General features: G+C 71.6%; 16 protein-coding genes and 3 tRNA genes. 10 read left to right on the top strand and 9 right to left on the bottom strand.

What is annotated here, in order from left to right; all coding sequences use genetic code 11:
• Window positions 1–9 precede the first annotated feature (9 nt).
• Window positions 10–83: transfer RNA gene (locus AB0J04_RS41700), tRNA-Lys, on the top strand.
• Between the two features lie 133 nt (window positions 84–216).
• Here the strand turns inward: AB0J04_RS41700 and AB0J04_RS41695 are convergent.
• A complete protein-coding gene (locus AB0J04_RS41695; protein WP_363173917.1) occupies window positions 217–1,485 on the bottom strand; it encodes a M6 family metalloprotease domain-containing protein in 1,269 nt (422 codons plus the stop codon).
• A 341-nt stretch (window positions 1,486–1,826) separates the two neighbouring features.
• Here AB0J04_RS41695 and AB0J04_RS41690 point away from each other — a divergent pair, with 341 nt between their 5' ends.
• A complete protein-coding gene (locus AB0J04_RS41690) occupies window positions 1,827–3,662 on the top strand; it encodes an EAL domain-containing protein (protein ID WP_363173916.1) in 1,836 nt (611 codons plus the stop codon).
• Here the strand turns inward: AB0J04_RS41690 and AB0J04_RS41685 are convergent.
• The 3 genes from AB0J04_RS41685 to AB0J04_RS41675 form a co-directional block, all read right to left on the bottom strand.
• Entirely contained in the window at window positions 3,641–4,774 is a 1,134-nt protein-coding gene (locus tag AB0J04_RS41685; protein WP_363173914.1) for an LLM class flavin-dependent oxidoreductase, read from the bottom strand. The two genes, AB0J04_RS41690 and AB0J04_RS41685, sit on opposite strands and share 22 nt — an antisense overlap.
• A 70-nt stretch (window positions 4,775–4,844) precedes the next feature.
• Window positions 4,845–5,333, bottom strand: coding sequence for a hypothetical protein (locus AB0J04_RS41680; protein ID WP_363173913.1), 489 nt, complete (start codon window positions 5,331–5,333; stop codon window positions 4,845–4,847).
• A 16-nt stretch (window positions 5,334–5,349) separates the two neighbouring features.
• A complete protein-coding gene (locus AB0J04_RS41675; protein WP_363173912.1) occupies window positions 5,350–6,048 on the bottom strand; it encodes a decarboxylase in 699 nt (232 codons plus the stop codon).
• A 230-nt stretch (window positions 6,049–6,278) separates the two neighbouring features.
• Between AB0J04_RS41675 and AB0J04_RS41670 the strand changes: the two genes are divergently transcribed.
• The 7 genes from AB0J04_RS41670 (at window position 6,279) to AB0J04_RS41640 (ending at window position 11,377) form a co-directional block, all read left to right on the top strand.
• Window positions 6,279–7,229, top strand: a complete 951-nt coding sequence (locus AB0J04_RS41670; RefSeq protein WP_363173911.1) for a D-2-hydroxyacid dehydrogenase — start codon at window positions 6,279–6,281, stop codon at window positions 7,227–7,229.
• A gap of 79 nt (window positions 7,230–7,308) precedes the next feature.
• On the top strand, window positions 7,309–8,223 hold the full coding sequence (gene ehuB, locus AB0J04_RS41665; RefSeq protein WP_363173910.1) for an ectoine/hydroxyectoine ABC transporter substrate-binding protein EhuB: 915 nt from the start codon (window positions 7,309–7,311) through the stop codon (window positions 8,221–8,223).
• Window positions 8,220–8,864 carry an ectoine/hydroxyectoine ABC transporter permease subunit EhuC gene (ehuC, locus tag AB0J04_RS41660; RefSeq protein ID WP_363173909.1) on the top strand — a complete coding sequence of 215 codons (645 nt, stop codon included), beginning with the start codon at window positions 8,220–8,222 and terminating at the stop codon, window positions 8,862–8,864. Before ehuB ends, ehuC begins: the two co-directional genes overlap by 4 nt.
• A complete protein-coding gene (gene ehuD / locus AB0J04_RS41655; RefSeq protein WP_363173908.1) occupies window positions 8,861–9,511 on the top strand; it encodes an ectoine/hydroxyectoine ABC transporter permease subunit EhuD in 651 nt (216 codons plus the stop codon). The genes ehuC and ehuD overlap by 4 nt, the downstream gene beginning before the upstream one ends.
• Window positions 9,501–10,280, top strand: coding sequence for an ectoine/hydroxyectoine ABC transporter ATP-binding protein EhuA (gene ehuA, locus AB0J04_RS41650; RefSeq protein WP_363173907.1), 780 nt, complete (start codon window positions 9,501–9,503; stop codon window positions 10,278–10,280). Before ehuD ends, ehuA begins: the two co-directional genes overlap by 11 nt.
• Window positions 10,281–10,454: 174 nt before the next feature.
• Window positions 10,455–11,213 (top strand): IclR family transcriptional regulator C-terminal domain-containing protein, encoded by a 759-nt coding sequence (locus tag AB0J04_RS41645; protein ID WP_363173906.1) that lies wholly within the window; start codon window positions 10,455–10,457, stop codon window positions 11,211–11,213.
• A 90-nt stretch (window positions 11,214–11,303) separates the two neighbouring features.
• Window positions 11,304–11,377, top strand: a tRNA-Lys gene (locus tag AB0J04_RS41640).
• Here AB0J04_RS41640 and AB0J04_RS41635 read toward each other — a convergent pair.
• From AB0J04_RS41635 to AB0J04_RS41615, 5 genes are all read right to left on the bottom strand, one after another.
• Window positions 11,343–13,091: an AMP-binding protein gene (locus tag AB0J04_RS41635; protein ID WP_363173905.1), complete on the bottom strand. Its 1,749-nt coding sequence runs from the start codon at window positions 13,089–13,091 to the stop codon at window positions 11,343–11,345. The two genes, AB0J04_RS41640 and AB0J04_RS41635, sit on opposite strands and share 35 nt — an antisense overlap.
• 252 nt (window positions 13,092–13,343) lie before the next feature.
• Complete coding sequence (locus tag AB0J04_RS41630; RefSeq protein ID WP_363173904.1) at window positions 13,344–13,760, bottom strand: DUF3592 domain-containing protein; 417 nt, start codon at window positions 13,758–13,760, stop codon at window positions 13,344–13,346.
• A gap of 94 nt (window positions 13,761–13,854) precedes the next feature.
• A complete protein-coding gene (locus AB0J04_RS41625; RefSeq protein WP_363173903.1) occupies window positions 13,855–14,460 on the bottom strand; it encodes a lytic polysaccharide monooxygenase in 606 nt (201 codons plus the stop codon).
• 204 nt (window positions 14,461–14,664) lie between these two features.
• A complete protein-coding gene (locus tag AB0J04_RS41620) occupies window positions 14,665–15,774 on the bottom strand; it encodes an SPFH domain-containing protein (protein ID WP_363173902.1) in 1,110 nt (369 codons plus the stop codon).
• A gap of 96 nt (window positions 15,775–15,870) precedes the next feature.
• Window positions 15,871–17,334: a peptidoglycan-binding protein gene (locus AB0J04_RS41615; RefSeq protein WP_363173901.1), complete on the bottom strand. Its 1,464-nt coding sequence runs from the start codon at window positions 17,332–17,334 to the stop codon at window positions 15,871–15,873.
• 226 nt (window positions 17,335–17,560) lie between these two features.
• Here AB0J04_RS41615 and AB0J04_RS41610 point away from each other — a divergent pair.
• Window positions 17,561–17,634 (top strand) — tRNA-Lys (locus tag AB0J04_RS41610).
• Window positions 17,635–17,646: the final 12 nt, after the last annotated feature.

Here is a 17,646-nt window from a genome sequence, read left to right as displayed (position 1 = left end):
CGTCAGCAGGCGCCGCTAGCTCAGTTGGTTAGAGCAGCTGACTCTTAATCAGCGGGTCCGGGGTTCGAGTCCCTGGCGGCGCACGACATCGACAGCGAGGCTTGTTCGCGGAAAGCGCGAACCAGCCTCGCTGTCGTCATTTCTGCGCGGCTGCGCCGCGCGTCGTGGGGGCTCCGCCACCCACAGCCCCTCAGGCAAAAGGCAGTCGGAGCGCCGTCAGAGCTTCGTGCCGGGGGTGATCTTCACCGTCCACTCGCCCGAGGCGGTGCGACCCTCCACGTCCACGCGGACGCCGTTGTCCGGCACCGTGAAGTGCTCGCCGAGGGCGACCGGGGCGTCCGCGAGGGGTGGGTAGACGGAGTTCTCCCAGCAGGCCTCGGTGCGCGGGTGGGCGTCGACGACCTCGACCGGGCCACGGCCGGAGCGGGCGCCGCTGCTGACGCGGTAGACGAGGATGCCCGCGCGGCAGGCCGACCGGTCGGCGCCCACCGGACTGCGGGCCTCGAAGGCGAGCGCGCTGTCGGTGCCGGTGCGCACCACCGCCAGTTTGGCTCCGCGGCCGAGGCCGAAGGCCGGCGCTCCGGAGGCGCGGGCGACCGGCACGTCCGGACCGGCGGCCAGCGGTTCCAGGGTGAGCCGGGTCGGGCCGGGACCCCGTACACAGACCACCTGGCGCGGTTCCAGCCAGCCCAGCTTCCACTTGTGCCAGGCGAACAGATCCGGGGCGAGGCCGAACTGGCTGCCCATCAGGTCCCAGTCGCCGACGTAGGTGTCCCAGTCGCCCTTGCCGTCGGCGGGACGGTGGTAGAGGTCGGGCAGGTCGAAGACATGGCCGGTCTCGTGGGCGAGGACCAGCCGGTCCGGGGGGTGCTGCTCGAAGACGGTGACGACGCGGCGGATGTCCGTGCCGTCGGCGTGCAGCGGGGATTCGAGGTTGACGACCTTCGTGGCGTCGGAGTCGACGCCGGGCGCGTCCGGGTCGGCCACGAAGTAGACGAGGTCGTAGCGGGAGAAGTCGACGTGCGGGTCGGCGGCGGCGAGTGCGTCGTGCAGGTAGGCGGCCCGGCCCTCGGGGCTCCAGTCGCGCTGTATGGCGTAGGCGGTGGACGGCTTCGGCATGCGGATCCAGCGCTTCAGCGGATGCGGGCGCAGGGTGAACCTGCCGTAGGACGCCTTCTCGAAGAAGCGGCTGGTGGCCGGGAAGTGGTCGGCGGCCAGTTCGGCGGGGGTGGTCATGGGGGTCCAGTCCGGGAAGGACAGGAAGACCATGACGGCGTCGAGGGAGCGGCTCGGGCGAGGGTAGGCGGTGTTCCAGGTGTCCACGCCCTCCGAGTGGTGGGCCGCGGTGCGGGTCAGGGCGCAGGGTGCCACGGAGAAGGGCTCGGCGACCGAGGGGCCGCTGACCAGGGAGTTCGCGGCGAATGCCGAGAGAGTGGTGAACAGGGCCGCGGTACTGCGCAGTCGGGGGCGCTGCAAAAGTCGCACGGGTCGCGGCAGTGACAGTCGCGGCACAGAGACCTCCGGGGCGGTTCACGGGACACCGCCACCCAGCCTGTGTGAATTTGTACTACTACGCCCTGTTTGTCTGCCCCAGACGAGTGAGCCGCCCGAAAGCGGGCATCACCTCGACACCCCCGGAATTCTCACGGAACGTCACAAGCGGTCGCGCGACCGCAGAACCGGGCCAGGTGCGGGCAGAAACGATCTGTCAGAAGAGTGGGTTGTTCCGGGACACTGGGCAGTGGCTGCGCGGATCCTGGGGCAGCCTCTATGATCGGCAGACTTTCCTGCACGGACAGAGATCGAGTGCACTGCGGGAGCGAGCGGTGAGCGGAACGTCCGAAGGGCCGACGCCCGCGGCAGACCTCGACCGGTCAGCCGTCACAGAGAGTGACATCGACAGTACGGACAGCGGGCCACCGGCCTACCGCTCCGTCTTCGCGGCAGCACCCCTGGCCATGGCGGTGGTCGACCGCCAGGGGCTCGTCGTCGACGCCAACGAAGCGCTCGGCGCGCTGCTCGGCGGCGGGGCGACGGGCCTGGTCGGGCGGGTCGCCTCCGACCTGCTGGACCTGGCGTCCGACGCCCGGACCTGGCACGCCTACCGCGAGGTGCTGCGCGGCCGGCAGGCGAAACTGCGCTGCACACGGCGGCTGAAGCGGCCCGACGGGCGCTCGCTGTGGGCGCAGGTCACCGTCTCCCCGCTGGACGCCGACACGCCCGGTGTGCTGCTGTCCGTGGCCGACGTCAGCGCCCACCGCGACCTCCAGGCGAGGCTGCGGCACCTCCAGATGCACGACCCGGTGACCCGGCTGCCCAACCGCACCCTGTTCTTCGAGCGGGTGTCGGCCACGCTGGAGGCGGAGGCGTACGAGCAGAGCGGGACCGGCCGGATCGGCCTGTGCTACCTGGACCTGGACGGTTTCAAGGCGGTCAACGACACCCTCGGTCACCGGGTCGGCGACCGGTTGCTGGCCGCCGTCGCCGAACGGCTGACCGAGTGCGCCGGGGAGGCCGGGCGGACCCGGCCGAGCGTGCCGCTGGTGGCCCGGCTCGGCGGCGACGAGTTCGCGCTGCTGGTCGAGGACTCGACGGGCACCGAACAGCTCGCCGACCTCGCCGAGTCCGTGCTCAAGGCGCTCCAGGCCCCCTTCGACCTGGCCGGACACCGGCTGAACATGTCGGCGTCGATCGGCGTCGTGGAGCGGCACGCGGCCGGCACCACCGCGACCGGTCTGATGCAGGCCGCCGACACCACGCTGTACTGGGCGAAGACGGACGGCAAGGACCGCTGGACGCTGTTCGACCCCGAGCGCAACGCCCATCTGATGACCCGGCAGGCTCTGGCCTCGACGCTCCGGCCCGCCATCGAGCGCGGTGAGTTCCGGCTCGACTACCAGCCGCTGGTCGGGATGTCGGACGGCCGGCTGCGCGGGGTGGAGGCGCTGGTGCGCTGGGACCACCCCCGGTTCGGACTGCTGCCGCCGAATCGGTTCGTCGCGCTGGCCGAGGAGGACGGCTCGATCGTGCCGCTCGGGCGATGGGTTCTGGCCACCGCCTGCCGGCAGGCCCGCCGGTGGCAGTTGGACAACCCCGACGAGCCGCCGCTGTTCGTCAGCGTCAACGTGGCGGTCCGTCAGGTGTGGGACTCGGACCTGGTGACGGACGTGGCGGAGATCCTCGCCGAGACCGGACTCGAGCCGCGTCTGCTCCAGCTGGAGCTGACCGAGTCCGCGGTGATGGGCTCGGCGGGACGGCCGTTGCAGGCGCTGCAGGCCCTCAGCGACATGGGCGTGGGCATCGCCATCGACGACTTCGGCACCGGGTACTCCAACCTCGCCTACCTGAGCCGGCTGCCGGTGTCGGTGCTGAAGCTGGACGGGTCCTTCGTGCGGGGCTTCCAGTACGAGGGCCAGGGCTCCCCGCCGAACCCGGCCGACCAGGTCGTCGTCGAGGCGATGATCGACCTCGCCCACCGGCTCGGGCTGACCGTGACCGCCGAGTGCGTGGAGACGTCCGCGCAGGCCACCCGGCTGCGCAGCATCGGCTGCGACACCGGGCAGGGCTGGCTGTACTCCCGTCCGGTGTCGCCGGACCGGATCTCCGAGCTGCTGGGCACCGAGTCACACGGCACGGAGTCCTACGCGGTCGGCAACCCGTAGGCGTCCGCGACGAGTTCGTAGGAACGCAGGCGCAGTTCGCCGCGGTGGGCGTGGCTGGTGAGCATCAACTCGTCGGCGCCGGTGCGCTTGTGGAGGTCGTCGAGGCCGGTGCGGACCTCGTCGGCCGTGCCGTGAATGATGTTCGTGGTCCAGGAGTCGACGAACTCCCGCTCCAGCGGGCTGAACTCGTGCGCCTCCGCCTCCTCCGGCGAGGGGAACAGACCGGGGCGGCCGCCGCGCAGCCGGACCATGTTGAGGCCGGTGGCGAGGATCTGGCGGCGGGCTTCGCGCTCGTCGTCGGCGGCGAGCACGGAGACGCCGATCAGCGCGTACGGCTCGGCGAGCGTCTCGGACGGCCGGAAGGACTCCCGGTAGAGGTCGAGGGCCGGGACGGTGTTCTGCGCGGAGAAGTGGTGCGCGAAGGCGAAGGGCAGCCCGAGCAGTCCGGCGAGCCGGGCGCTGAAGCCGGAGGAGCCGAGCAGCCAGATCGGCGGCCTGTGCGCCGACTGCACCCCGCCGGGGGACGAGCCCTGGATCGGGCCCGGGATCGCGTGGATCCGGCGGTAGCGGTGGCCGTCGGGGAAGTCGTCGTCCAGGAAGCGGGTGAGCTCGGCGAGCTGCTCGGGGAAGTCGTCGGCGCCCTCGTGCAGGGTGGCGGTCCGGCGCAGGGCGGCGGCCGTGGCTCCGTCGGTGCCCGGGGCGCGGCCGAGGCCGAGGTCGACGCGGTGCGGGGCCAGCGCCTCCAGGGTGCCGAACTGCTCGGCGATGACGAGGGGGGCGTGGTTGGGCAGCATCACGCCGCCCGAGCCGAGCCGGATGCGGTCGGTGTGGGCGGCGAGGTGGGCGAGGATCACGGCCGGCGAGGAGGAGGCGACGCCAGGCATCGAGTGGTGCTCGGCGACCCAGTACCGATGGAACCCCCGGGACTCGGTGAACCGCGCGAGCTCGACACTGGTGCGCAGGGCGTCGGCGGCGGTGCTCCCGGATCCGACGGTGACCAGATCCAGCACGGAGAGGGGCGCCGGGGCGGTGCCCCGTACGCTGCCGCGAATCTCGTCCGCCTCCGTCGCGTCGCTCGCCGTCGCATCGCTCGCCGTCTCGTCCGCCGCCACGGGGGTCCTCCTGCTTGTCGGCCGTACTCTGTCCTGTGTCCTCCGCGCGATAACAGGAGGGTGTCCCCGTTTATTCCGTGCCGGGCGAGGAGACGACGAAACCCTCCCCGCCGTAGACGGACTCGTAGTGGATGTCGATCGCCAGGCGGTCCCGGATGCCGTCGTGGAAGCGGAGGAGACGGTCGAGGTCGTCCGTGTCCAGGCGGACCAGGAAGGTGGACTCGCCGACCAGGAGGACGGAGCCCTGCCGGAGCGCGTACTTCTGGACCCCCTCGTCGGAGTCGAGCATGAGGTTCCAGGCCTCGCGGGCCCACTGCCCGACGACGACCCCGTCCCAGCGCACCACGGTGGCCGTGATCACGGCCGGGCCCAGTCCGGCGTTGATCACCCTGAGACCGGTGAGACCCTCCTGCCGGTTCCGGACGCGCCGCAGCTGGAGGATGGGCCGCAGGGACTGCCGGTTGTGCACACGGGCGGCCGGGCTCTGGCTGTGACTGACCCAGAGCGAGCCCAGTGCGACGACCGTCGCCGCGACCGCTATGACCGTTTCCGCCTGCATGGCCCCCTCGCCCGGTTCAGACCTGCACGATCGGCTCCCGGGTGAAGAGGGTGCCCAGCCCCGGCGCGTTCACCCGTCGGTTCGTCAGCCGCAGGGCCTCCCAGACCGTGACCTGGTTGGCGGTGAGGACCGGCTTGCCGAGCTTCTTCTCCAGGGCGGGGAGGAACGCGGCCGTGTGCAGGCCGGTGTCGGGCAGCAGGACCGCCGCCGCTTCGGGCGTGTCGGCCGCCCGGGCCAGGGCGAGGATCTCCGCCTCGCGCCAGGCGCCCACCTCGGCCGCCGTGACCACGCCGGCGCTGTGGACGCCGGTCACCTCCACGCCGCCCGCGCCCAGGAAGTCGACGAACAGGCCGGCCACGTCCTCCGGGTAGGTCGCCCCTACGGCGACCCGGAGCGACCCGAGTTCGCGGACCGCGTGCACGAAGGCGAAAGAGGTGGCGGAGGCCGGCATTCCGGCGGTCGTGGCCAGGGCGCGCACCTGCTCCTGGGCCCCCTCCCAGCCGTGCACGAAGCTGCCGCCGGCGCAGGCCCACACGATCGCCTCCGCGCCCGCGAGCCGCAGCTGCTCGACGCCCTTCGCCAACCGCTCCGGCGCGTCCTCGCCGATGTCCGTGTGGACCAGGTCCAGCCGGACGTCACTGCCCAGAAGCTGTTCGATGCGGGGGTAGTCGTCCTCGGCCGAGTGGCCCGGGTAGAGGAAACCCAGTGCGGTCATGTCCAGCCTTCCTGCTGCCAACGGCGCTTGATACCGTCCCACCGCCCGGGTACCCAGTCGGCGCAGCTTCGCCCACATGGTCACCTGGTTGGCCGAGACGGTCGGCAACAAGTCGTGGGCGCGGCCTTGTTGACGACGGTTGGTTCGGGTGCGAACGTGGTCAATCCGCGCACGTCAGGCACCACTCGGACATCACGTCAGGCACATCGTCACCAGCGAAGGGGCAGCGGATGGCCGACGTCCCCACGCTCCTCGTCCTCGACGCCGAGCCCCTCCCCCGGCTCGGGCGGCTCACCGGGCAGGTCCGGGTGCTGCACACCGACGAGGCCTCGCTCGCCGCTCGGCTCCCGCAGGCGGACGTCCTGCTGGTCTGGGACTTCACCTCGCACGCGGTGCGCGCCGCCTGGCCCGGCGAGGGGTCCCGGCCGCGCTGGGTGCACACCGCGAGCGCGGGCGTGGACCATCTGATGTGCCCCGAGCTCGCCGCGTCGGACACGGTCGTGACCAACGCGCGCGGGATCTTCGACGAGCCGATCGCCGAGTACGTCGCCGCGCTGGTCCTGGCGATGGCGAAGGACCTGCCGCGCACCGTGGAGCTCCAGCAGCGGGGCGAGTGGCGGCACCGGGAGAGCCGACGGGTGGCCGGCACCCGGGCGGTGGTCGTCGGGTCGGGGCCGATCGGGCGGGCGATCACCCGCACGCTGAAGGCGCTCGGCATGACGACCGCGATCGTCGGCCGGGTCCCGCGCACCGGCATCCACGGCCCCGAGGACCTGGACCGGCTCCTCGCCCGCGCGGACTGGGTGATCGCGGCCGCCCCGCTCACCGAGCAGACGACCGGCATGTTCGACCTGCGCCGGTTCGGCGTGATGCAGCCCTCCGCCCGGTTCGTGAACGTCGGCCGCGGCCCGCTGGTCGTCGAGGACGCGCTGGTGCGGGCGCTGGAACGGCGCTGGATCGCGGGCGCGGCCCTGGACGTTCTCACCGCCGAACCCCTCGCCCCCGACAGCCCGTTGTGGCACGTGCCGGGGCTGCTGATCTCGCCCCACATGAGCGGTGACACGGTCGGCCGGCGGGACGAGCTCGGCGCGCAGTTCGTGGAGTTGTTCGAGCGGTGGGCGGCGGGCCGGTCCCTGAAGAACGTGGTCGACAAGCAGCGCGGCTACGTGCCCGGACACTGACGGTCACACCGACGGTCCCCACACTCCCCTCACAAAGCACCTCCGCATAAGTCGTGTGGACCCGGGTAGCCGCGCCGCCATGGCTCCACCGACCAGTCAAGCAAGTCATCGCATACACACGACCGGAACCTCACGCCGATCGCTGCTCGCGGGGGTGGCGGCGCTCGGCGCGCTGGGCACGGCAGGCTGCTCACGGGTGGCGACGGCGTCGTCCGCGCCCGGCGGCGATCTGCTGGAGCGGCTGCGCGCCCAGGGTGTCGTACGGCTCGGGATAGCCGGTGAGATTCCGTTCGGATACATCGACAAGGACGGGCGGCTCACGGGCGAGGCGCCCGAGTTGGCGAAAGTGATATTCAAACGACTCGGGGTGGAGAAGGTGCAGCCCGTGCCGACCGAGTTCGGGTCGCTCATTCCGGGGCTCGGCTCGCAGCAGTTCGATGTCGTGGCCGCCGGGATGTATGTCAATCCCGAGCGCTGCGAGCAGGTGATATTCGCCGACCCGGACTATCAGATGCTGGATGCGTTCATCGTCCGCAAGGGGAACCCGAAGGGGTTGCACACCTACAGGGACGTGGTGGAGAAGGACGCGAAGTTCGCCACCGGGACCGGGTACGCGGAGATCCGGTACGCCGTCGAGGCGGGGTACGAGGAGGGCGACATCCTCATCGTGCAGGACCAGGTCGCCGGGCTGAACGCGGTCGAGGCGGGGCGGGCCGACGTCTTCGCCGGGACCGCGCTCACCACCCGCGAGGTCGTCAGGAAGTCGTCCAAGGCCGAGTCGACCAAGGGCTTCGCCCCGCTCGTCGGCGGCAAGCCGCATGTCGACGGGGGCGCGTTCGCGTTCCGGTCCACCGAGACGGGGCTGCGGGACGCCTTCAACGTCGAGCTGCGGAAGCTGAAGAAGAGCGGGGAGCTGCTGCGGATCCTGCGGCCCTTCGGGTTCACCCGGGCCGAGATGACCGACCTGACGGCGAAGGAGCTCTGCGGCGGATGACCTCGGGACTCTGGGAACTCGTCCTCAAGGGGATCTGGACGACCGTCCGACTGCTGGTGTTCAGCGCCCTGTTGGGGGCCGCCGTCGCCTTCGTCGTCGGAATCGCGCGCACGCACCGGTGGTGGGTCGTCCGCTTCCTCGCGGGCTTCTACACCGAGGTGTTCCGCGGGACCTCGGCACTCGTGATGATCTTCTGGGTGTTCTTCGTGCTGCCGCCCGCCTTCGGCTGGCAGCTGGTGCCGATGTGGGCGGGCACGCTAGCGCTCGGGCTGACGTACGGCGCGTACGGCGCGGAGATCGTGCGCGGCGCGCTGGGGGCCGTCGACCCGGCGCAGAAGGAGGGCGGGATCGCGCTCGGCTTCACGCCCGGGCAGCGGCTGCGCAAGATCCTGCTGCCGCAGGCGGTGCCGGAGATGATCCCGCCGTTCTCCAACCTCCTCGTCGAGCTGCTCAAGGGCACCGCGCTGGTGTCCGTCATGGGCATGGGCGACCTGGCCTTCAGCGGCAATCTGATCCGTCTCGCCCTCCAGGAGAGCGCGGAGATCTACACGTACGTACTGCTCATCTATTTCGTGATCGCGTTCCTGCTCACGCGGGTGATGCGAGGGCTCGAGAGCCGGCTCAGGGCGGGTGTGCGATGAACTGGGACTGGGACGCCGTCCACGACTTCATGCCGTTGTTCCGGGACGGGCTGCTCGTCACCCTCCAGGCGCTGGTCCTCGGCTCGCTGATCTCGTTCACGCTGGGTCTGGGGTGGGCGCTGCTGATGCGGACGCCCACGCGCTGGGTGCAGTGGCCGGTCGGGATCGTCACCGAGTTCGTGCGGAACACGCCGCTGCTGGTGCAGCTGTTCTTCCTCTTCTACGTGCTGCCCGAGTGGGGGCTGACGCTGTCGGCGATGACCACCGGGGTCGTCGCGATCGGGCTGCACTACTCGACGTACACGATGCAGGTCTACCGGGCCGGCATCGAGGCGGTGCCGGCCGACCAGTGGGAGGCGGCGACCGCGCTGAACCTGCCGAGGGCGCGGACCTGGCGTGCGGTGATCCTGCCGCAGGCGGTCCGCCGGGTCGTGCCGGCGCTCGGCAACTACGTCATCTCGATGCTCAAGGACACGCCGCTGCTGATGGCGATCACCGTGCTGGAGATGCTCGGCCGGGCCCGGCTCTTCTCCCAGGAGCACTTCCGGTTCACCGAGCCCCTCACCGTGATCGGCGTGGCCTTCATCGTCATCTCCTCTCTCGCCTCCCTCCTTCTGCGCACCCTGGAGCGACGCCTTGTCCGTTGACACTCTCAAGCAGCCCGCCGACGCCTCCGAGAGCACCGAGCTGATACGGCTGGAACAGGTCACCAAGCGGTTCGGGGACAACACCGTCCTCGATCACCTCGACTTCTCCGTGCAGCCCGGCAAGCACGTCACCCTCATCGGGCCGTCCGGTTCCGGCAAGACCACGATCCTGCGGCTGCTGATGACCCTGGCCAAGCCCGACGAGGGCACGATCACCGTCGACGGGCAGCAGTTGTTCCCGGCTCCCGAGAAGCAGGTCCGCGAGATCCGCAAGAAGATCGGGATGGTGTTCCAGCAGTTCAACCTGTTCCCGAACATGAGCGTGCTCAGAAACCTCACCGAGGCCCCGACGACGGTGCTCGGTCTGTCCGCGGACGAGGCGGAGGCGCGGGCGCGCGAGCTGCTGGACCTGGTGGGTCTGGCCGACAAGTGCGACGCGAAGCCGTCCCGGCTGTCGGGCGGGCAGCAGCAACGGGTCGCGATCGCGCGGGCGCTGGCGATGCGGCCGCAGGTGCTGCTCCTGGACGAGGTCACCTCGGCGCTCGACCCGGAGCTGGTCGCGGGCGTCCTGGACGTCCTGCGGGACATCGCCCGCACCACGGACATCACGATGCTCTGTGTGACCCACGAGATGAACTTCGCCCGGGACATCTCCGACCAGGTCCTGATGTTCGACGCGGGCCGGGTCGTCGAGGCGGGCCCGCCGGAGCAGATCTTCGGCTCGCCGGAGCAGGAACGGACACGGGAATTCCTCAGCGCGGTGTTGTGAGGTCGCGAGGTCGCCGCAGAGCAACCTGCCTGCGGCATATGCCATTGGGTCAGTACCGCAGTTGGGCGAGCTGAAGCTGCAACAGATTCTCGCCAACAACCCCTCCCCCCGGCCCCCTTGGCCGTTATCGTGGAAGGTGATTCGCTGCCGGAAAAGCGACCAGGGGGGAAAACCGTGGCGCTGAAGCACGAGCCGACCGCGCCGTACCACTCGACCCGGGAAGCACTGCGCGTCCTGGAGACGGTGGCGCGGCACTCCACCGGTGTCACCGACACCGAACTCGCCCGCCGGACCGGCCTCGCAAGGGAGCTCCTGACCCCACTGCTGCGCATGCTGTGCCGCGAGGGCTACGTCGAGCAGATCGCCGACGGGGCGTACGTCACCAGCGACGCCCTGACCCGCCTGGGTTCCGCGCACCAGCGGGAGCAGGCCCTGCACGACAAGCTCCAGCACACCCTCGACCGGCTCCGCGACTCCGTCGGCGCGGCCGTCTACATCAGCCGGTACGTGGACGGCGAGGTCACGATCACCCAGTACGCCGACGGCCCCGCCACGCCGTCGGTGAACGAGTGGGTCGACTTCCGCCACTCCGCCCACGCCACCGCGCTCGGCAAGAGCCTGCTCGGCCAGCTCGACCACAACGGCCGCCGCGACCACCTCTCCCGGCACAAGATGGCCCGGCTCACCTCGCGCACCATCACCAGCGACAAGCTGTTGCTCTCCCGTCTGGAGTCCCAGCCGCCCACGGTCCCGGTGCTCGACCTCCAGGAGTACGCGATCGGCACGGTCTGCGCGGCCGTCCCGATCACCGCCGGCTCCACGGCGGGCTGTCTGGCCCTCTCCCTGCCAGTCGCCCATGCCCACCGGCTCCGCCAGGCCGCCGAGACGCTGAACAGGAACGCGGCACCGGTACTGCTGTCGCTGGCGATCTAGGCACACACCGGCCGACGGTCAGAAGCACCCCTGAGAACCGGGTAGTATTTTCTTCGTCGCCAGCCGCCGCAAGCGGAGGGCGAGAGTCATGCGCCGCTAGCTCAGTTGGTTAGAGCAGCTGACTCTTAATCAGCGGGTCCGGGGTTCGAGTCCCTGGCGGCGCACAGATGAAGGGCCTCTCGTGGAAACGAGGGGCCCTTCGGCTTGTCCCCCGACTTCTCCGGCCTCCCCTGCCCGCTCCCCGGCCCGCTCCCCGGCCTGCTCCTCCGCCTCCCGCTCCGTGAGCCTGCGGTAGCCGGACTCGCCCGGCGGTCGCCACCACACCGGCTCCGCGCACCGCACCCCCTCCCTCCGCAGCAGCGCCCGATGGATCTTGTTCGTGGCGGTGACGGGCATCCGCTCCACCACCCGCACGAACCGGGGGGCCATCTTCGTCCCCAGGTCGGGCTGGGCGAGCAGGAACTCGGCGAAGCCGAGCGGATCGAAGGTCCCGGCCAGCGTCGCCATCACCTGGTCCCCGGTCACCGGATCCGGCACGGCGTAGACGGCGACGGCGGCCGCCCCCTCGTAGCGGGCGAGGATGTTCTCGATCATCGCGGCGGCCAGGTTCTCGCTGTCGACGCGGAGCCGGTCGTCGGTGCGGCCCGCGAAGTAGAGGAAGCCGTCGGGGTCGCGGTAGAAGAGGTCGCCGGTCCAGTACTCGCCGTCCGCCCGGCGTCGCTCCGCCTCCGCCGCAGGGTTGCGCCAGTAGCCCTCGAAGGGGTTCGGGCCCCGGTTGACCAGCTCCCCTATGGCCTCGTCGCCGTTCAGCAGCCGGCCGGTCGCGTCGAGAACGGCAGGCGGACACTCGGCTCCCGTCTCCGGGTCGAGGACGACGAGCCCGGGCCCCGCCCGTCCGACCGCCCCCGTCGGCGTCCCCGGCGACCACTGCACGGCCGCCCCGCCCTCCGACGAGCCGTAACCCTCCACCAGCCGCACCCCGAACCGCCGTTCGAAGGCCGCCGCGTCCACCGCCCCCGCCTCGGTGCCGAAGCCGAGCCGCAGCACATGGTCCCGGTCCTCGGGACCCGGCTCGGTGGCCAGGACGTACTGGATGGCCCGGCCCACGTAGGTGAAGTACGTCGCCCGGTGACGCCGGACGTCCGCCAGGAAGCGCGACGCCGAGAACCGCCGCCGCAGCGCCACCCCGGCCCCGGCCGCCAGCGCGGGCCCCCAGTCGGCGATCACCGCGTTGCCGTGGAACATCGGCATACAGATGTAGTGGACGTCGTCCGGGAGGACCGCGAACTGCGCGGCCAGGGAGCGCCCGGCTGCGGCCAGCCGACCCTGGGTGCAGATCGCGGCCTTGGGCGCGCCGGTCGAGCCGGAGGTGAAGTAGAGCAGCAGCGGGTCGGCGGGGGTGGCGCGGGACGGGTCGGGGCGGGCGGCCGCGTACGGGGCGAGGAGTGCGTCGTACTCCTCGGTGCCGGTGATCAGCAGGCGGACTCCCCCACGCTCGGCTGCGCCGGCGCGGGGGGACCGCCATGGCAGGTCGAGGCCCTCGAGGAGGGGGAGGTGGGCGGGCTCGGTGATCAGCAGCCGGCACTCGGTGTGCAGGATGTCCCGGGCCAGCTCCGGGCCGCGCCGGGTGGGGTTGATGCCGGCGACGGCCGCGCCGGCGAGGGCCGCGGCGGACAGCCAGAGCGGGAACTCCGGGGTGTTGTCGAGGAGCACCCCGAGATGCGCCGGCCCCTCCGGGGGCAGCAGCTCGGCGAGCAGGGCCGCGCGGGCGGCTGCCCCGGCCGCGACCTCGTGGTGGCTGAGGACCAGGTCCTCGAACCACAGCCCCGGACGGTGGTCGTCCCACCGCGCTGCCAGCAGTTCCGCGACGGACTCCATGGCGGGCACGGTAGCTGACGCATCGTCAGATGTGGAGGGGTCGGGCCAGGGCCTGTCGTTCGGATCAGGTCGCAGGACAGTGAGGGCCTAGGGGGCTTCTGATGGATCTCCGTGGGAGAAGGAGCGGCGTTCGGTGCGTGCTCTCGGTGTGCCGGGCGAGAGTCCTCGTAGCGGAGCTACTAGGGCTTTCGCCCGGTGCGGCGAGAGTGCGTGCCGGGCGTCGCGACGCCGCGGAGATCCATCAGAAGCCCCCTAGGTGACCGCCAGGAGGACGATGACGCCGGTGACCACCGCGAGGGAGGCCAGCGCGATCGCCGTGCCCACGACGTCCTTGCCGGGCTGCGGCGCGGACGAGGTGGCCCGCTCCGGCTTCCGCGCCGTGTAGTGGACGGGGACCTCGTCGCCGACGGCCCGCTCGCGGGGCCCGCCGCTCTCCTCGAAACGGACGGTGCGACCGTCGCGGGTGGTGAACTCGTACGCGTACCACCGCGTCCGGGTGGCCACGGTGCTGATCATCTCCGTGGTCTCCCAGGCCCGGATCACCCGGCCCGGCGCGGTGAGCCCGCCCCGCCAGGCGGCACGCCGCTGCCGGGCGCGGCGCACCAGCGCGATCGCGGCCACGAGACAGAGGGCGATCATCAGCGCTGCGAACAGGCCGGTGGCGTCCACTCGGTAAGCACCCCCGCTTCGACGGAGAGATCCGCGTGCGCCGGCGCACGGCCGACGGCCGTACACGGCGCACGCGGAGGCTACCCGCGCGGGGTCAGAACGTCACGTCCGAGCAGGCGTAGAACGCATTGGTCGTGTCGGCGATCGTCCACACCGCGACGATCATGTGACGTCCGCTGAGCCCGGACGGCAGCGTGCCGCTGTGCGAGAGGGTCGACGGGGGTCGCTGACCGTTGTAGGGCACGGTCAGGAACGGGGTGAGGTTGAGGTCGGAGCGGGCCAGGTTGTGGTTCTGGTTCCAGCCCGTCTTGGTGACGTAGTACTTGAAGTCGGTCGTGGCGTGCATCGCGGTGAACTGCCAGCGGAACGTGTAGCTCCGACCGCCGCTCACCTTGGTGGTCGGCCACGCCCCGCCCGAGGGGGTCTTCGGGCTGTCGAGCTGGGCGAAGCGCGTGTTGTTGCCGGAACAGATCCGGCCGTCCGCCGCGCCGGAGCCCGGGAAGCCCTTCGGGCCCTCGACGCTCTGCGGCTCCCACTGGATGTCGCCGCAGTTGGTGACGGAGCCGTTCTGGCAGAGCTTCTGCCGGCTGATGGGAAGGTCGGTGTAGCCGTGGCCGCTCGCGCCCCCGGCGGTGAGCACGAAGGCTCCCGCCGTGGTGAGCCCGAGCGCGGCGGCGTACCACTTGGTCTTTTTGCGCATGCTGCCGCTCCTGGAGAACGTGGGGAGTTCAGTGAGGAGTTCCTGCGGAGCTTCGCGAGGAGCCCCGCAGGACGTGCGTGCAGGTCTAGACCAAGTCTGAGGTTATGGGCGTTTCTTGAACATGTCCATACCAATCACGGCCCCGGATTCATCGGGCCGGATTCGCCGGACCGGATTCGCCGGACCGGATTCGCGGCACTCGATTCACGGGGCCTGTTCCTGTCGTCCCGAGCAGAACGCGACCGTCAGGTCCTTCACCAGCGCCTTGCGCTCGTAGTCGTCGAGCTCCACGAGCCCCCGCATGGTCAGCCGCGTCACCGTGTCCTCCACCGAGTCGACGACCGAGGTCAGCACGGTCGCCCGGTGCTGGGCGTCGAGCGCCGCGATCCGCCGGCGGTGCATCGCGGCGGCGACCTCGGGGGCGTACTCGACCCGGATCGGCCGCACCGAGAACACCTCCAGGCCGATCGCGCCCGCGTCCCGCGCGACCAGCCGGGTCAGCGCGTCCCCCGCCGCCTCCACCGAACCCCGCCCGGCCCCCGGCGTCTCCACCGGGATCCGGGCCAGGGCCGCCTCGACGCACTCGCGCAGATACGTCTCGTGGTCCTCGACGCCGAGCATGGCCCGCGCGGTGTCCCGCACCCGCCACACGACCAGGGCCACCACCCGCAGCGCGACCCCGCTGCCGTCGGCGGCGGGCATCGGCTCGCTGCGCCAGTGCCGCAGCCGCACGTCCACCCGACGGCGCAGCAGCAGCGGGTTCACCCACAGCAGGCCGGTGCGCCGCACGGACCCCCGGTAGCGGCCGAACAGGCCGAGCACCCAGGCCCGCCCGGTCCGCCCCCGGGCGAGGCCGCCGAAGCCGAACAGCCCCAGCGCGCCCGCGCCCGCGTACGCCGCCCACTGCTGCGGACCGAGCCCGGCGCCCGTCAACTCCGGCAGCCGCAGCGCCTGCACCACGAGCGGCGGCAGCACCCCCGCCCACCACGAGGCGGCCAGGCAGCCGGCCGCCCCGCAGGTCCCCGCGAACACGCCCGCCGCGCCGGGCAGCACCCGGGCCGGCCGCTCGACCAGGTCGGGGTCGACCTGCGCCACCGGGCGGGGCTTGGCCTGCGTCGGCCGGCGCAGGCGTGGCTGCTCGCCGGTGCCCGCCCGGCTGCCCACCACGGCGGGCCCGAGCGGCACCGGCCGCGGCTCGGGTTCGTCGCGGAAGAGCAGGTGGACGGGGATCTCGGTCGTCGCCTCGTTCTGGATGAGCCGGGTGGGCCTGGTGGGCCCCTCGGGCTCGGGCGTCTGTGAAGTGGTCGTGTTCATTGCGTGCCTCCAGCCTCCGCGCCAGATACGCCATGAGTGTCATGAGTGTCATGAGTGTGAGAGGAACCGCAGGAGAGAGCGGGCGGCCCGGTGGTGCTACGAGAAGAGCCGCCGCCAGGTCTCCGGGCCCGGGTAGCCGTCCGCCGCCCCGCCGCGCCAGCCCTGGGCGCGCTGGAAGGCCTCGACTCCGCGCCGGTCCGGCTCGCCCCAGCGCGGTCCCGGACCCGTCGTGTAGTACTTGCCGAACCCTTTCTTCACCAGCTGCCTCCCCAACTGCGTGACGTAGGGGCTCCGCGCACCGGGCCGGAACACGCCCCGGCCTGGGTACGGGGGAACGCGCGACGCCGAGGGAGGGGCGGCGGCGGGAGGGGCGACCGCGGACGAGACGGGCACGGAAGAGGCGGGCACGGAAGAGGCGGGCGTGAACAAGGCGGGCACGGAAGAGGCGGGCGGCCCGCCGACGCCGGTCGCCGCGATGTTCCTGCCCTGGCCGGTGACCAGCAGCGACCAGGTCCGCGGGCCGGGCAGGCCGTCCGCGTCGGCGCCGCTCCAGCCCTGGGCCCGCTGGAAGGCCTGGGTGGCCCGACCGTCGGCGTTCGACCAGCGCGGGCCCGGGCCCGCGGGGTAGTAGCGGCCGCCGCCGCGCTCGATGAGGAGCTTGCCCAGCAGGGTGACGTACGGGTTGTTCGCGCCGGGCCCGAAGGCGCCCCGCCCCGGGAACGGCGTCGTCGTCACGGCAGCCCCGGCGTCGGGCCTGTTTCCGCCCCCGCCGGCGTTGCCGGTGCTGTTGCCGACCTGCTGCGCGGCGCCTGGCGCGGGCGTCGTCAGGCCCTTGTAGCGATACGGGATGTAACGCTCGGAATTGCTCCAGTACGCGTATGGCGTGGCCTGGCGGCGGGTGGCCGGACGGGTCTGCTCATAGACGATGTAGTAGCTGTGCGTGTAGTCCGTCCAACCGCCGAAAATGACGACGTGCGAGCCTTTCTCGGGGTCGGACGGATTGTGGAACAGCAGAATGTCGCCGGGCTGGAGTTCCGCCTTGGAAATCCGCGTCCCGTACTGGTGGAGACTGCCCGTCCACTCGTTCCCCGGCAGGTTCCAGGCCATGGAGACGAAGCCCGAGCAGTCCTGCCGGTAACCGTCGTACCAGTAGGTGCTCATGCTGTACGGCACCTGCGCCGAAACCCAGTCCTTGGCCCTTCTGATGATGTCCGACCGGGTCGTCGGGGGCGTTCTGACCGGTCCCGCGAGCCCGCCGGGCCGGGCCGGCTGCCCGGCCGGTCCATGCAGCGGCGCCTTGCCGCCCTGAGGGGTCTCGGGCTCGTCACCTGCGGGAACACCGGGCCGGTCGGGGGTCTGCGGGGCGGCGAGGGCGGGTGCCGCGTGGACGGCGGAGAGCGCCGCGGCCGTCGCGGTGGCGACGACCAGGACACGGTGGGCGGCCGGGCGACCGCCGAACGGGGCGGGCGGCGAATCAGGGGTCGACCGCCGCCGCGATACGCATCCGGGGCAGTCGCAGTCGCTCTCGGGATCGAATTCCTCGAATACCGGAGGCTCCATGCGATTCCCCTCACACTCCAGATGGAAATGTCCGCGCCTGTGCACGTTCGCCAGTTTCTCAACTGTCTTCCCGACGCGCATGCTGACGGTCCGAATGATGTACGCGGCACTCGCCCGGCCCAGTGCGCTCGGGGTGGGGGACAGAGGCTCGGGGCGAGTGGACAGGGGCTCGGGGCGGATGGTCCTGGGCACTGTCGACGGTCCTGTAGAGTTGTCGCGTCAGCAGGCGCCGCTAGCTCAGTTGGTTAGAGCAGCTGACTCTTAATCAGCGGGTCCGGGGTTCGAGTCCCTGGCGGCGCACGACATCGACAG

It is taken from the genome of Streptomyces sp. NPDC050263, assembly GCF_040655955.1.
In the GTDB taxonomy this organism is placed as follows: domain Bacteria; phylum Actinomycetota; class Actinomycetes; order Streptomycetales; family Streptomycetaceae; genus Streptomyces.
This window is presented reverse-complemented; position numbering and strand designations above follow the sequence as displayed.